This window comes from Streptomyces sp. NPDC018947, assembly GCF_044390505.1.
Lineage (GTDB): Bacteria > Actinomycetota > Actinomycetes > Streptomycetales > Streptomycetaceae > Streptomyces.
On record NZ_JBIRZD010000008.1, the window covers coordinates 209,461 to 222,941 of the forward strand.

A 13,481-nucleotide genomic window follows, 5' to 3' on the forward strand; every position below is an offset into this window, starting at 1 on the left:
AACCCCTCTGTGTCCGACTCCCGTGTGCCGCGCCGGCGGCGCTTCCTCGTCTGCGAACCCAGACACTTCGCCGTGCAGTACGCGATCAACCCCTGGATGGACTCCGCGGAGCCCGTCCACGTGGGGCGTGCGCTGACCCAGTGGCGCACGCTGATCGACACCTACCGTCGCCACGGTCACACCGTGGAATCCGTCGCTCCGGTCCCCGGCCTGCCCGACATGGTCTTCGCCGCCAACGCCGGGCTCACCGTGGACGGCCGGGTCTTCGGCTCGCTCTTCCACGCGCCCGAGCGGCGCCCCGAGTCCATCCCCTACGAGACGTGGTTCAAGGGGGCGGGCTTCGACGTCCACCCGCCCGAGGCGGTCTGCGAGGGTGAGGGCGACCTCGTGCCGGTGGGCCGCTGGATCCTGGCGGGAACCGGTTTCCGCACCACCCCCGAGGCGCACCGCGAGGTGCAGGAGTTCTTCGGGCGGCCGGTGGTCTCGCTGACACTGGTGGACCCGTACTTCTACCACCTGGACACGGCCCTGTTCGTCCTGGACGACGGCCACGAGGGGGGCGACGGGAACATCGCCTACTACCCCGGGGCCTTCTCGCCGGGCAGCCTGGAAGTGCTGGAGCGGCTGTACCCGGACGCGGTGATCGCCACCCGGGCGGACGCCATGGAGTTCGGGCTCAACTCGGTGTCCGACGGCCGGCACGTGTTCATCTCGCCCGGGGCCCGGGAACTCGCCGATCAGCTCGCGGGCCTCGGCTACGAACCCGTCCCCGTCGACCTGTCCGAGTTCTTCAAGGCCGGTGGCGGCATCAAGTGCTGCACCCACGAGATCCGGGAGGCCCGGTCATGACCGCACCCGCACGCACCCGCGGCTCCGCGGAGCTGATCCGCGCGGAGGAGCCCGTGCTCGCCCACAACTACCATCCGCTGCCCGTGGTGGTGTCCCGTGCGGAGGGCGCCTGGGTCGAGGACGTGGAGGGCCGCCGCTACCTGGACATGCTGGCCGGCTACTCGGCGCTCAACTTCGGCCACCGCCACCCGGCGCTGATCGAGGCCGCGCACCGCCAGCTCGACCGGCTGACGCTCACCTCGCGCGCCTTCCACAACGACCGGCTGGCGTCCTTCGCCGAGAAGCTGGCCGCTCTGACCGGCACGGACATGGTCCTGCCGATGAACACCGGCGCCGAGGCGGTGGAGAGCGGCATCAAGGTGGCCCGCAAGTGGGCGTACGACGTGAAGGGCGTCCCGGCCGACCGGGCGACGATCGTGGTCGCGGCGGACAACTTCCACGGCCGTACGACGACGATCGTGAGCTTCTCGACGGACGAGACCGCCCGACGCGGCTTCGGTCCCTTCACGCCCGGCTTCCGGATCGTGCCGTACAACGACCTGGCGGCCCTGGAGGCGGCGGTCGACGAGACCACGGCGGCCGTGCTGCTGGAGCCGATCCAGGGCGAGGCGGGCGTCAACATCCCGGACGACGGCTATCTGGCGGGCGTGCGGGAGGTGACCCGCAGGGCGGGCTGCCTGTTCGTCGCGGACGAGATCCAGTCGGGCCTCGGGCGCACCGGGCACACGCTCGCCGTCGAGCACGAGTCGGTCGTCCCGGACGTGGTGCTGCTCGGCAAGGCGCTGGGCGGCGGCATCGTGCCGGTGTCGGCGGTGGTCGGCCGCCGCGAGGTGCTGGGCGTGCTGCACCCCGGTGAGCACGGCTCGACCTTCGGCGGCAACCCGCTGGCGGCCGCGGTCGGCACGGCGGTGGTGGAGCTGCTGGAGACGGGCGAGTTCCAGCGCCGGGCCGCCGAGCTGGGCGCGGTGCTGCGCGAGGGCCTGACGGCGCTGGTCGGCAAGGGCGTGGTCGGCTTCCGGGCGCGGGGCCTGTGGGCGGGCGTCGACGTGGACCCGGCGATCGGCACCGGCCGTGAGGTCAGTGAACGGCTGATGCGCGAGGGCGTGCTGGTCAAGGACACCCACGGCTCCACGATCCGGCTGGCGCCGCCGCTGACGGTGACCGGCGAGGAGCTGGAGGGCGCGCTCAGGACGCTGGAGAAGGTCCTGACGTCCTGAGAGCGGCCCTCAGGGAGCGGCCCGGCCCCGGTCGAGCCGCTCCACGTGGTCCACGTTCCCCAGGTCCTCGGCGTCCTGGCTCGCCTCACCGGCGAACCAGGCGTCGAGGATCTCCCGCAGCAGCGGCGCCGAGGTAAGCCGCAGGCTGAGGGCGAGCACGTTGGCGTCGTTCCAGCGGCGTGCCCCGTCGGCCGTGTACGCGTCGGTGCACAGGGCCGCCCGCACTCCCGGCACCTTGTTGGCGGCGATCGAGGCGCCCGTGCCGGTCCAGCAGCACACCACCGCCTGGTCGGTCTCCCCGGCGGCGACGTCGCGCGCCGCCCGTTCCGAGCACACCGCCCACTGGGGGTCGCTCCCGGGCTTCAGGGCGCCGTGCGCCAGTACCTCGTGCCCCCGTGCGCGCAGCTCCTCGACGAGGAGCCTGGCCACGGGTTCGTCCATGTCGGAGGAGACGGCGATGCGCATGTGCGAAGGGTACTCACTCGGGCCCGCTCACCTCATCGGCGCAACCGCATGACTGACGTCACGCCCATACCCAGGATGATCGGGGGAACGGTACGACCCGAGAAACGTACGACCGAGCAGCCCTCCGCGAGGAGGGTCTGCGCGTGGAAAGGGAGGCCGCCACGTCCCCCACCGACAACGGCCCAGAACCCGACACCGCCGCGGTCCGCCGCCACCCGGCGCTGTTCCGGGCCATCAAGCGACGGCAGAACCCTCGGCTGCGCCGGTCGGACATCACCGTCACGGACGAGGCCGCGGTCAAGCGCGCCGTGAAGGCGGCCTCTCTCGGCAATGCCATGGAGTGGTTCGACTTCGGCATCTACGCCTATCTGGCGGGCACCATCGGCCGCGTGTTCTTCCCGTCCGGGAGCGACACCGCGCAGTTGCTGTCCTCGTTCGCCACGTTCGCCGTGGCGTTCCTGGTGCGGCCGCTGGGCGGCATGGTCTTCGGCCCGATGGGCGACAAGATCGGCCGCAAGAAGGTGCTCGCCCTGACGATGATCCTCATGGCGATCGGCACGGCCGCCATCGGGCTCATCCCCAGCTACGACGCGATCGGCTTCTGGTCGCCGCTGCTGCTGATCGTCTTCCGCCTGCTCCAGGGCTTCTCCACGGGCGGTGAGTACGGCGGAGCGTCCACCTTCATCGCCGAGTACGCGCCCGACAAGCGGCGCGGTTTCTTCGGCAGCTTCCTGGAGCTGGGCACGCTGGCCGGGTACACCGGTGCCGCCGGTCTCGTCACCGCGCTCACCGCGTGGCTGGGCAGCGACACCATGGACGCCTGGGGCTGGCGCATCCCGTTCCTGATCGCGGCGCCGCTCGGCGTCATCGGCATCTACCTGCGGCTGAAGCTGGACGACACGCCCGCGTTCCTGAAGCTGGAGGACTCCAGCGTCCACATCTCGGAGGCGGCGAACGCGGTGGAGACCACGGCGCGGGGCGACCTCGCCAAGATCTTCCGCACGCACTGGCGGGCCCTCGTGCTGTGCATCGCCCTCGTCGGCGCGTACAACATCACCGACTACATGCTGCTGTCGTACATGCCCACGTACCTGTCGGACGAGCTGGACTACAGCGAGAGCCACGGGCTGCTGATCCTGGTGGCCACCATGGTGCTGCTGATGCTGATCATCAACCACGTCGGCCGGCTGTCCGACCGCTTCGGCCGCAAGCCCGTCCTGATGACCGGGATGGTGGGCTTCTTCGTCCTGTCCGCGCCGGCCTTCCTGCTGGTGCGGGAGGGCAGCCTGCTCGCCGTCTCGGGCGGCATGCTGATGCTCGGCCTGTCCCTGGTCTGCCTGCTCGGCACGATGTCGGCGGCGCTGCCCGCGATGTTCCCCACGAACGTCCGGTACGGGTCCCTGTCGGTCGGCTACAACCTGTCGGCGTCCCTGTTCGGCGGCACCACGCCGCTGGTCATCACGGCGCTGATCGGCGCGACCGGCTCCGAGATGATGCCCGCCTACTACTCCATGGCCGCGGCCCTGGTCGGTGTCGTGGCGGTGGCCTGCATGAAGGAGACGGCCCAGCAGCCGCTCGAGGGTTCCCCGCCGTCGGTGCAGACCGAGGAGGAGGCCGCCGAGATGGTGGAGGCGCAGGCGCCGGCACCGAAGTTCTGAGCCGGCGCGCCGGGGTGCGCGACGGGGCGGCGGGACGAGGCGTCCCGCCGCCCCGTCGCCTTGTTCCGGCCCGGGCACTTCCGGGCCGGAAGGGGACGGGCCGGGCTACGATCGATCGCCCGGACGTGAAGGACCGCACCCGAATCGGAGACCCGCCGTGTTCTACTACGTGCTCAAGTACGTACTGCTCGGCCCGCTGCTGAGGCTGGTCTTCCGCCCCAGGATCGAAGGGCTCGGCCATGTGCCGGACTCGGGTGCGGCCATCGTCGCCGGGAACCACCTGTCGTTCTCCGACCACTTCCTGATGCCGGCCGTGCTCCGTCGCCGCATCACCTTCCTCGCCAAGGCCGAGTACTTCACCGGGCCCGGTCTCAAGGGACGCCTGACCGCGTTCTTCTTCCGCAGTGCCGGGCAGATCCCGGTGGACCGCTCCGGCAAGGAGGCGGGGCAGGCCGCGATCCGCGAGGGTCTCGGTGTGCTGGGCCGGGGCGAGCTGCTCGGCATCTATCCGGAGGGCACGCGCTCGCACGACGGCCGGCTCTACAAGGGCAAGGTCGGGGTCGCGGTGATGGCGCTGCGGGCCGGGGTGCCCGTCGTGCCGTGCGCGATGATCGGCACCTTCGAGGCCCAGCCGCCGGGCCGGAAGATCCCGCGGCTGCACCCCGTGGTGATCCGCTTCGGCGAGCCGCTGGACTTCTCCCGCTACGCCGGGATGGAGGGCGAGAAGGCCGTGCTGCGCGCCGTCACCGACGAGATCATGTACGCGATCCTGTCGCTGTCCGAGCAGGAGTACGTCGACCGGTACGCGGCGGACGTCAAGGCCGAGGAGGCGGAGCGGGCGGCGAAGGACCGCAGGTTCCCCCGGCTGCCGCGCCGTTAGGAGCGTGTCGTCTGCCGTCGGCAGAAGGGCGTGCCCGGCGGTCCCCGGAGCGCCTACGGTCCCCCCATGACACGAGCTGTGGTGGTCGGAGCGACGGGGCAGATCGGGCGGGTGGCCGTGGGGGTGCTGGCCCGCGAGGGCTGGGAGGTGACGGCCGTCTCGCGCGGCGGCGGACGTGACGCCGACTGGCCCGGGGACGTACGGGTGGTGCGGGCCGACCGGGAGGACGACGCGGCGCTGTCCGCGGCGGTCGGCGACGGCTGCGACGTCCTGGTGGACATGGTGGCCTTCGGCGCCGGGCACGCGCGGCAGCTCGTCTCGCTCGCCGGGCGCGTCGGCTCGGCCGTGGTCATCTCCAGCGTCTCGGTCTACGAGGACGCCCGGGGCCGGAACTTCGACACGCAGGCCGAGCCCGGAGGCTTCCCCGAGTACCCGGTGCCGGTCACCGAGGAGCAGCGCACGGTCCGGCCGGGGGACAGCTCCTACAGCACCCGCAAGGCGGCTCTGGAGCGCGAACTCCTGGCGGCGGGCGACCGGTTGCCGGTGACGCTGCTGCGGGCGGGCGCGATCCACGGGCCGCACTGCCGGACCCCGCGCGAGCTGTACTTCGTCAAGCGCACCATGGACGGCCGGCGTCGGCGTGTGCTCGCGTACGGCGGTGCGAGCCGCTTCCATCCGGCGAGCGTGCACAACATCGCCGAGCTGATCCGGCTGGCCGCCCCGCGGCCGGGCACGCGCGTCCTGAACGCCGTCGATCCGGAGGCGCCGCCGGTGGCGGAGATCGCGGCGGCGATCGACGCGGTGATGGGCGTCCGGGCGGAGGACGTGCTCGTGGACGGCGCGCCGCCGGCGCCCGGTGTCGGCGACACCCCGTGGTCGGTTCCGGCGCCGGTGGTGTGCGACATGACGGCGGCGGCACGGCAGTTGGGGTACCGGCCGGTGGTCCGGTACGCCGACTCCCTGCCGGACACGGTCGCCTGGATCGAGGAGCGGCTCGCCGGGCGGGACTGGCGGGAGGCGTACCCCGAGATGGCCGAGGCCTACGGCGACCTGTTCGACTACGCGGCGGAGGACGCCTGGCTGGCCGCGCGGCCCCTCTGAGGGCAGACGAAAGGGGGCGGCCGGCAGGGCCGGCCGCCCCCTGTGCTCGTCCGCGGGTGCTACGGCTTGGGCGTGGCGTGCGGGGCGCAGGTCACGTCCCGGGCGTCCAGCTCGCCGGTGAGCAGGTAGGCGTCCACCCGGTCGTTGACGCACGGGTTGACCAGGCCGGTGACGCCGTGGGATCCGGCGTCCCGCTCGGTGATCAGGCGGGAGCCCTTGAACCGCTGGTGCAGCTCGACGGCGCCCTCGTACGGGGTGGCCGCGTCACGCTCGGACTGGACGATCAGCACGGGCGGAAGTCCCTTGCCGGTCTTGACGTTCAGCGGGGTCTGCTGCTTGACCGGCCAGGTGGCGCACGGCAGGTTCATCCACGCGTTGGCCCAGGTCATGAACGGGTGGTCGCGGTGCAGCCGGGTGTTGTCGCGGTCCCAGGTGCGCCAGTTGGTGGGCCACTTGGCGTCGGCGCACTCGACCGCGGTGTAGACGGCGTTGCCGTTCTCCGAGGAGGCGTTGCCCACGGTGTCGGTCATGTCCGGGGCGGCGGCGTCGACGAGCGCCTGGGTGTCACCGGCCACGTACTTGCTGAAGATCGCCGCAGTGGGGGCCCACGCGGAGTCGTAGTACGGGGCGCCCTGGAAGAAGGAGATCAGCTCGGCCGGGCCGACGACGCCCCCGAGCGGCGCCTTCTCGGCGGTGGCGCGCAGCTTGAGCCACTGCTCCTGGACCTCGGCGCGGGTGTCGCCGAGGTGGTAGGTCGCGTCGTTCTTGGCGACCCAGTCCTGCCAGTCCTTCCAGCGGCCCTCGAAGGCGACGTCCTGGTCCAGGTTGGCCTGGTACCAGATCTTCTCGCGCGACGGGTTGACGACGCTGTCGACGACCATCCGGCGCACGTGGTCCGGGAAGAGGGTGCCGTAGACCGCGCCGAGGTAGGTGCCGTAGGAGACGCCGAGGTAGTTGAGCTTCGCCTCGCCGAGGGCGGCGCGGATGACGTCCAGGTCCCGGGCGGTGTTCGGCGTGGTCATGTGCGGGAGCATCTCGCCGCTGCGCTCGAAGCAGCCCTCGGCGTACTCGCGGGCCAGCTTGCGCTGGGCGAGCTTGTCGGCCTCGGAGCGGGGCACCGGGTCCATCTTGGGCGCCTTGACGAACTCCTGCGGGTCGACGCAGGAGATGGGCGCGGACCTGCCGACGCCGCGCGGGTCGAAGCCCACGAAGTCATAGGCCTTGGCCGTGTTGGCCCACACCGCGTTCTTGTTGGTGACGCGGGCCGGGAAGCGCAGGCCGGAGCCGCCGGGGCCGCCCGGGTTGTAGATGAGGGCGCCCTGGCGCTCGGACTTCGAGCCGGTGTTGCCGATGCGGTCGACGGCGAGCCTGATCTGCTTGCCGTACGGCTTGGCGTAGTCGAGCGGCACGGTGACGTAGCCGCACTGGATGGGCTTGGGCAGGTTCCAGTCGGCGGGGCAGTCCTGCCAGTCGACGCCGGCCTTCGCCGCACGGTCGGCGGCGATGGCGGCACCGCGGGCCTCGCGGTCCTGGCCCTGCCCCTGCCCGTGGGCCCGGCCGACGGCCGGACTGGCGCCGGCCGCGGGTGCCGTGACGGTGCCGGCGATCAGCGTGGCGGTGACGAGTGCTCCGGCCGTGCCGAACGCGGCGGCTCTCCGGTGCAGCCTTGTCTTCCTCAAGTGGCCCTCCCCCTACAGGATGTGCGACGAGTACGGGGATCCTCGCGGCTGTGCGTTCCCCGGGAACAGGGGAGGCGCCACTTCTTTGCCAATCCGATAAACGGAGACTCGTGTCCGCCCGTCGGCGGGCTCGGTCCATCGAGGCCAGCGCCCCGTCCGGCAGCCGTCGCAGCCGCCGCGCGTCCGGGGCCACGGCCGTGTCCAGCGCAGCCGGCCCCGCGAGCGGCATGGCGGCCGCTCCCCGACCGGTCGGGCGGGCGGCCGGCGGACCGGTCGCGAACCGCGGTCGTTCGACGGCGACTTGGCCGACGGCGGACCGGCCGGCCGGTCCGGCGGGGCCGTCAGCCGCCCGGGGACGGCGGGCCCGCAGGCCGGTTCCGGTCGAGGACCAGCCAGCCGTGGATCCGTACGGAGAGACGGCTGGTGAGCCGCCCCGGTTCCTCCCCGGCCCGGCCGAGCACCTGCTCCTCGCGCAGCACGAGCCCGGCCGTGGGCGCGAGTTCGGCGAAGGTGGCCACCCGGAGGTCGCCGCGGTTCAGCGGAGATCAACCGCCCTCGACTGCGGGGCGACGGGTGGTTCGCCGCGCTGCGCCTCGGCGTCGGCGGCCATCCGGGCGAGGCCGGAGCCGACGCGGGGCGAGGTCGGTCTTGTCGACGATGAACAGGTCGGCGGTGGAGAGGCCGGGGCCGCCCTTGCGGGGGACCGGCGGCAGACCGTTCGCATGCCCGCGACGCGTTCCGACGTCTTCGCGCGCTGCCGCACACCTTCTTCCCGTTCCCCGGACGTTCTCGACCCAAGGCCGGAAACGGGCCATTCGGCCTACCCCCTTTCGGCGTAGGAACACCTCGAATTTCCCGCTCGCCGAGCTTGCGCACTCCGCGCCTCGGCTGGCGGAATTACTCATTCCGCCGCTGGTCCGGGCGTCGGCGCCGCGCGGGGCGGAGAGCCGGCCGGGCAGGTGTCCACCCGAACGGCCGAGCGGTGAGTAACAACACAAGTGCCCCGTTCCGTTGGGATTTTCCGACTTCCATGAGCCAAGATCCGTTACTGACGACAAGCCCCCGCCGCAGCGGCGGGGCGGTCCGGGCGGACGCCGAGTCCTGCCGCCGCCCGGACGACCGGTCGACAGGAGTGGATCGGCAGGAGTGGAGGACCCGAGCACGACGGGTCGCCGGAACGGTCACGCCACGGCCGGGCCGAGCAGCCCTTGGGGTGAAGCCGCACACGCGGCCGGGCAACTTCGCCAGCCCGAATCCGACAGGTCATCCTTCACAGGCGGCTGACGAAGGGTTGCGCATGACTGCGCTCAATCGTGTCCCGTCGCTCATGGCCCGTGCCGGTACCGCCTCGGCCCTCACCATCGCCGCGGTGGGTGGCTCGCTCGTGGTTCCCGGTGCCGCCGGCGAGGCCGCCGCGGCCACCCATGCGACGAAGGCCCTCAAGATCGCGGCCTCCAAGAAGGGCTCCCCCTACGCCTGGGGCGCCACCGGGCCGAACCGGTTCGACTGCTCCGGGCTGACCCTCTACTCGTTCAAGAAGGCCGGCAAGAAACTGCCGCGCACCGCCGCGCAGCAGTACAACAAGACCCGGCACATCTCCGCCAAGAGCCGCAAGGCCGGAGACCTCGTGTTCTTCCACTCGGGCAGCAGCGTGTACCACGTGGGCATCTACGCCGGAAAGGGCAAGATCTGGCACGCCCCGAAGACCGGGGACGTGGTACGGCTCCAGAAGATCTGGACCAAGAGCGTCTGGTACGGCCGGGTGAAGTGACCCTCCCGGGGAGTCGGCGGCACCCTGACGCGCCGTCACCTCCCCGGGCGTCCGGCAGCAGGGCGTGAGGCGGATGCGTGCGCACAGGAGTGGCGCGGCGCTCGGCGGTTACCCGTGAGGGCATGGCCGAGCACCGTCGCTGCACCGCACGCAACGAGACCCCGCTGGAGCGCGCCGACCGCAACTTCGTCGAGCTGCTCCAGGAGCTGCGCGTCACCCAGACCGGGGTGCAGATCCTCTTCGCCTTCCTGCTGTCCCTGGCGTTCACCTCGCGCTTCCCCGAGCTGGACACGGTCCAGCGCGCCGTCTACGTGACCACGCTGCTGCTCGCGGTGCTCGCCGCGGCGCTGTTCACGGCCCCGGCCGCGCTGCACCGCTCGCTCTTCCAGCGGGGCGCCAAGCCGCGCATCGTGCGGGTGTCGTCGCGGCTCGCCACGGTGGGCCTCGGCGTGCTGGTGCTCGCGTTCACCGGTGCGGTGATGCTCGTCGTCGACGTGACCACCGGCCGGGCCGGCGGACTCGCCGCGGGCGGGGCGACCCTGGCGGTCTGCCTGGGCCTGTGGGGGCTGCTCCCCCATCTGGTCCGGCGGACCCATCTGAGCGGCCGAGGCCGCGCCGGGGAACGGCGCCCGGACGCGTCGGACTCCGCCGCCTCGGCCCGGCGCGGCGCGCCCCGCCGTGCGCCGGTCCCGGCACGCCGTACGCCGGCCGCCTCCCGGCGCGCACCGGCCGCCGCGCGCCGGATGCCGCCGGCGCCTCACCGCTGAGGGTTCTTTCCCCCAGCGGGCTCGCTCCGGGGCCGGCCCACGGCTGTGACAGCGGGCTCCGCCGTCACCGGACCGTCCGGCGCCGTCCAGGGCAGTTCGATGGAGACGGTCTTGCCGCCCTCGCGAGTGGGCCGCACCCGCAGCCTGCCGCCGAACTCCGCCGTCAGCCAGCGGATGATCACCATGCCCCGGCCGTTGTCCTGCTGCACCGCGGCGGGCAGGCGCTTGGGGAAGCGCGGGTGGCTGTCGGTGACGCCGACGCGCAGCCGCTCGTCCCGTTCGAGGACGAGGTCCACCGTGAAGGTGGGTGACTGGCCGAAGGTGTGCTGGACCGCGTTGGTGGCCAGCTCCGAGACGATGAGCCGGACGGTCTCGGCCATCTCCGCGTCCGCGGGCAGGCCCCACTCCGCCAGCGTGGCCATGGCGTAGGTGCGGGCGGCGGCCACCGAGGCGGGATCGCTCGGCAGAGTGACGGATGCTTCCAGGTGGTCTGCCATGGCGACGTCGTCCCTTTCCCACGGGACCGCAGGCCGACACGGAGCGGATGGTTCGAGTACGGTCCCGGACTGGTGCTTCACCGCCAGACTGCCATCACGACCCGCTGAAGGGCGGCGATCCACCGGGATATGCATATATCTGTCGCTCGAAGCGGTGAACTCTGCGACGGCAGACCGTTTTTGGGCGGCTCATAAGGAGTAAAGGAGTGGCCCATGCAGCACGGTCCCGTGGTGCGCCGCCGGAAACTGGGTGCGGAGCTGCGCGCCCTGCGCACGGCGGCGGGGATCACCAGCGGCGAGGCGGCCCGGCTGGTGGGCTGGCACCAGTCGAAGGTCAGCCGGATCGAGACCGGGACGAGCGGGGCGAAACCGGCCGATGTGCGCCTGCTGCTGGACGCCTACGGCGTGGACGATCCGCAGTTGCGGGAGTTGCTGGCGGTGCTGGCGGGATCCGACGGCACGGGCGGCCGGCACCACTGGTGGCAGGCCTATCGCGGCGTACTGCCCCCGACGTACCGGGACTTCATCAGCCTGGAGTCCCAGGCGAGTGCGATGCGCACGCTGGAGACCACCGTCGTCCCCGGTCTGCTGCAGACGCCGGAGTACGCCCTCGCGGTGACGCGGGCGGCGGTGGACGGACTGCCCGAGGAGCGGCTGGACACGCTGGTGGAGGTGCGGCTGGCCCGCCAGGACGTGCTGCGGGCCGATCCTCCGCTGGCGCTGCACGCGGTCCTCGACGAGGCGGTGCTGCGCCGGGAGGTGGGCGGTCCGGGCGTGATGGCCCGCCAGCTCGAACGGCTGGTGGAGGCCGCGCGGCTGCCCCATGTCCGCCTCCAGGTGATGCCGTTCGCCGCCGGGGCCCACATCGGGGTCACCGGTCCTTTCGTAATTTTTTCATTTCCGAACACTTCTGATCTCGACGTGGTAGTTCTCGACCATTTGACGAGTAGCCTCCACCTCGAGCGGAAAGAAGACCTAGAGGCCTACACCGAGGCCTTCAACGCCCTTGTGCACCACGCCCTTTCGCCCGAGGAATCGTCGGACTACATCGCCGCGACAGCGGCCGGCGCGTAAGGAGGCACCATGTCCGCACCTCCACGGAACGTCCCCTCGTGTACCGAACTGCCAGACGTGCGGTGGCTGCGCAGCAGCTACAGCACCGGAGCCAACAACTGTGTGGAGACGACCCGTCCGTCGGCCGGGCCCTGGGCCGGGCTGCTCGCCGTGCGCGACTCCAAGGACCCGGCCGGGCCCGCGCTGCTCTTCTCCCCCGGGAGCTGGGCGTCGTTCACGGCCGCTCTCCACGACGGCTGATCCGGCCCGCCACGCCGCTCACCGGGTGCGTCGCGCGAGCACGGCCGTGCCACGCCGACTCATGGCCGCGTTTCGCCGATCACCCGTACAGCGCGCTCGATCTGCTCCGCGGAGAGGTCCGCGCGGGCGGTCAGCCGGAGCCGGGAGACACCGTCGGGCACGGAGGGAGGGCGGAAGCAGCCCACGGACAGGCCGGCCGCACGGCAGTCGGCCGCCCACTGGACGGCCTCCTCCGGAGAGGGGGCCCGCACCGAGACCACCGCGGCGTCGGGACGTACCGCGTCCAGGCCCGCGGCGGTCAGGCGCGCGTGCAGTCCCGCCGCCACCGCGCGTGCCCGCGCCGCCCGTTCGGGCTCACGGCGCAGCAGCCGCAGGGCCGCCAGGGCCGCGCCCGCCGCCGCGGGGGCGAGCCCGGTGTCGAAGATGAACGTCCGGGCCGCGTTCACCAGGTGCTCGATCACCCGGGCGGGGCCGAGCACGGCGCCGCCCTGGCTGCCCAGGGACTTGGACAGGGTCAGCGTGGCGACCACGTCGTCGGCACCCGCCAGCCCCGCCGCGTGCGGGGCTCCCCGGCCGCCCTCGCCGAGGACGCCGAGGCCGTGGGCGTCGTCGACGACCAGCCCGGCGCCGTGCTCCCGGCACGCCTCGGCGAGCCCGGCCAGCGGAGCGGCGTCGCCGTCGACGGAGAAGACCGTGTCGGAGACGGCGACGGCGGGCCCCTCGTGCGCCGCCAGCACCTTGCGCACCGCCTCGGGGTCGGCGTGCGCCACCACCTGGGTGGTGCCCCGGGCCAGTCGGCAGCCGTCGATCAGGGAGGCATGGTTGCCCGCGTCGGAGACGACCAGGGAGCCGTGCGGCGCCAGCGCGGTCACCGCGGCGAGGTTGGCGGCGTAGCCGGAGGAGAAGACGAGGGCGGCCTCGAAGCCGCAGAAGGCGGCCAGTTCGCGTTCGAGTTCGGCGTGCAGGTCCGTCGTTCCGGTGACGAGCCGGGAGCCGGTCGCGCCGCCGCCCCAGACGCGCGCGGCCCGCGCCGCGCCCTCGGTGACCTCCGGATGCCGGGCCAGGCCGAGATAGTCGTTGCTCGCCAGGTCCAGCAGCGGCGAGTCGGCCGGGCGGGGCCGCAGAACCCGTACGAGACCGGCCCGGCGGCGTGCCCCGGCCTGCTCGTCGATCCAGCCGAACGCCATGCGTCGGTCCTCCGGAGTTTTGTAGGCAGTGGACAGACACTAGCGGCACGACGGGCCGTGCGAGGTGTGGCGATACCCACACAGTGATCTGTCACT

The 13,481-nt window shown here is 72.5% G+C and carries 13 protein-coding genes, 2 pseudogenes and 1 riboswitch; of the genes and pseudogenes, 9 read left to right on the forward strand and 6 right to left on the reverse strand.

Annotated features, from left to right (window positions below):
* The first annotated feature begins 9 nt into the window (after nt 1–9).
* Together ddaH and rocD are read left to right on the forward strand one after the other, a co-directional pair.
* Nucleotides 10–849: a dimethylargininase gene (ddaH, locus tag ACH499_RS17515; RefSeq protein WP_356202884.1), complete on the forward strand. Its 840-nt coding sequence runs from the start codon at nt 10–12 to the stop codon at nt 847–849.
* Complete coding sequence (gene rocD / locus ACH499_RS17520) at nt 846–2,066, forward strand: ornithine--oxo-acid transaminase (RefSeq protein WP_399016680.1); 1,221 nt, start codon at nt 846–848, stop codon at nt 2,064–2,066. Before ddaH ends, rocD begins: the two co-directional genes overlap by 4 nt.
* 9 nt (nt 2,067–2,075) lie before the next feature.
* Here the strand turns inward: rocD and ACH499_RS17525 are convergent, their stop codons facing one another.
* A complete protein-coding gene (locus tag ACH499_RS17525; protein WP_399016682.1) occupies nt 2,076–2,531 on the reverse strand; it encodes an RpiB/LacA/LacB family sugar-phosphate isomerase in 456 nt (151 codons plus the stop codon).
* Nucleotides 2,532–2,674: 143 nt separating this feature from the next.
* Between ACH499_RS17525 and proP the strand changes: the two genes are divergently transcribed.
* The 3 genes from proP (at nt 2,675) to ACH499_RS17540 (ending at nt 6,170) form a co-directional block, all read left to right on the forward strand.
* Nucleotides 2,675–4,189 carry a glycine betaine/L-proline transporter ProP gene (gene proP / locus ACH499_RS17530; protein WP_356202889.1) on the forward strand — a complete coding sequence of 505 codons (1,515 nt, stop codon included), beginning with the start codon at nt 2,675–2,677 and terminating at the stop codon, nt 4,187–4,189.
* Between the two features lie 157 nt (nt 4,190–4,346).
* The gene (locus tag ACH499_RS17535) at nt 4,347–5,069 is read left to right on the forward strand and encodes a lysophospholipid acyltransferase family protein (RefSeq protein ID WP_356204296.1); all 723 of its coding nucleotides are present in this window, start codon (nt 4,347–4,349) and stop codon (nt 5,067–5,069) included.
* A gap of 66 nt (nt 5,070–5,135) precedes the next feature.
* Nucleotides 5,136–6,170, forward strand: coding sequence for an NAD-dependent epimerase/dehydratase family protein (locus ACH499_RS17540; RefSeq protein ID WP_399016684.1), 1,035 nt, complete (start codon nt 5,136–5,138; stop codon nt 6,168–6,170).
* 59 nt (nt 6,171–6,229) lie between these two features.
* Here ACH499_RS17540 and ACH499_RS17545 read toward each other — a convergent pair whose 3' ends face one another.
* The 3 genes and pseudogenes from ACH499_RS17545 to ACH499_RS17555 all read right to left on the reverse strand — a co-directional run.
* Nucleotides 6,230–7,849 (reverse strand): alpha/beta hydrolase, encoded by a 1,620-nt coding sequence (locus ACH499_RS17545; protein WP_399016686.1) that lies wholly within the window; start codon nt 7,847–7,849, stop codon nt 6,230–6,232.
* A 133-nt stretch (nt 7,850–7,982) separates the two neighbouring features.
* Nucleotides 7,983–8,376: pseudogene (locus tag ACH499_RS17550) on the reverse strand (urease accessory protein UreD); the annotation flags it as partial.
* A gap of 29 nt (nt 8,377–8,405) precedes the next feature.
* Nucleotides 8,406–8,553: pseudogene (locus ACH499_RS17555) on the reverse strand (urease accessory protein UreG); the annotation flags it as partial.
* A gap of 378 nt (nt 8,554–8,931) precedes the next feature.
* Nucleotides 8,932–9,143, forward strand: a riboswitch (cyclic di-AMP (ydaO/yuaA leader).
* A gap of 3 nt (nt 9,144–9,146) precedes the next feature.
* On the opposite strand from ACH499_RS17555, the gene ACH499_RS17560 reads away from it, so the two are divergent.
* Nucleotides 9,147–9,620 carry a C40 family peptidase gene (locus ACH499_RS17560; protein ID WP_356204290.1) on the forward strand — a complete coding sequence of 158 codons (474 nt, stop codon included), beginning with the start codon at nt 9,147–9,149 and terminating at the stop codon, nt 9,618–9,620.
* Nucleotides 9,621–9,742: 122 nt separating this feature from the next.
* Nucleotides 9,743–10,387, forward strand: coding sequence for a DUF6328 family protein (locus ACH499_RS17565; RefSeq protein ID WP_399016688.1), 645 nt, complete (start codon nt 9,743–9,745; stop codon nt 10,385–10,387).
* Here ACH499_RS17565 and ACH499_RS17570 read toward each other — a convergent pair.
* Nucleotides 10,378–10,884, reverse strand: a complete 507-nt coding sequence (locus ACH499_RS17570; RefSeq protein WP_356204286.1) for an ATP-binding protein — start codon at nt 10,882–10,884, stop codon at nt 10,378–10,380. The two genes, ACH499_RS17565 and ACH499_RS17570, sit on opposite strands and share 10 nt — an antisense overlap.
* A 213-nt stretch (nt 10,885–11,097) precedes the next feature.
* Between ACH499_RS17570 and ACH499_RS17575 the strand changes: the two genes are divergently transcribed.
* Nucleotides 11,098–11,958, forward strand: coding sequence for a helix-turn-helix transcriptional regulator (locus ACH499_RS17575; RefSeq protein ID WP_356204284.1), 861 nt, complete (start codon nt 11,098–11,100; stop codon nt 11,956–11,958).
* A gap of 9 nt (nt 11,959–11,967) precedes the next feature.
* Complete coding sequence (locus ACH499_RS17580; protein ID WP_399016691.1) at nt 11,968–12,198, forward strand: DUF397 domain-containing protein; 231 nt, start codon at nt 11,968–11,970, stop codon at nt 12,196–12,198.
* Between the two features lie 59 nt (nt 12,199–12,257).
* Here ACH499_RS17580 and ACH499_RS17585 read toward each other — a convergent pair whose 3' ends face one another.
* Nucleotides 12,258–13,385 (reverse strand): 8-amino-7-oxononanoate synthase, encoded by a 1,128-nt coding sequence (locus ACH499_RS17585; RefSeq protein ID WP_399016693.1) that lies wholly within the window; start codon nt 13,383–13,385, stop codon nt 12,258–12,260.
* Nucleotides 13,386–13,481 lie beyond the last annotated feature (96 nt).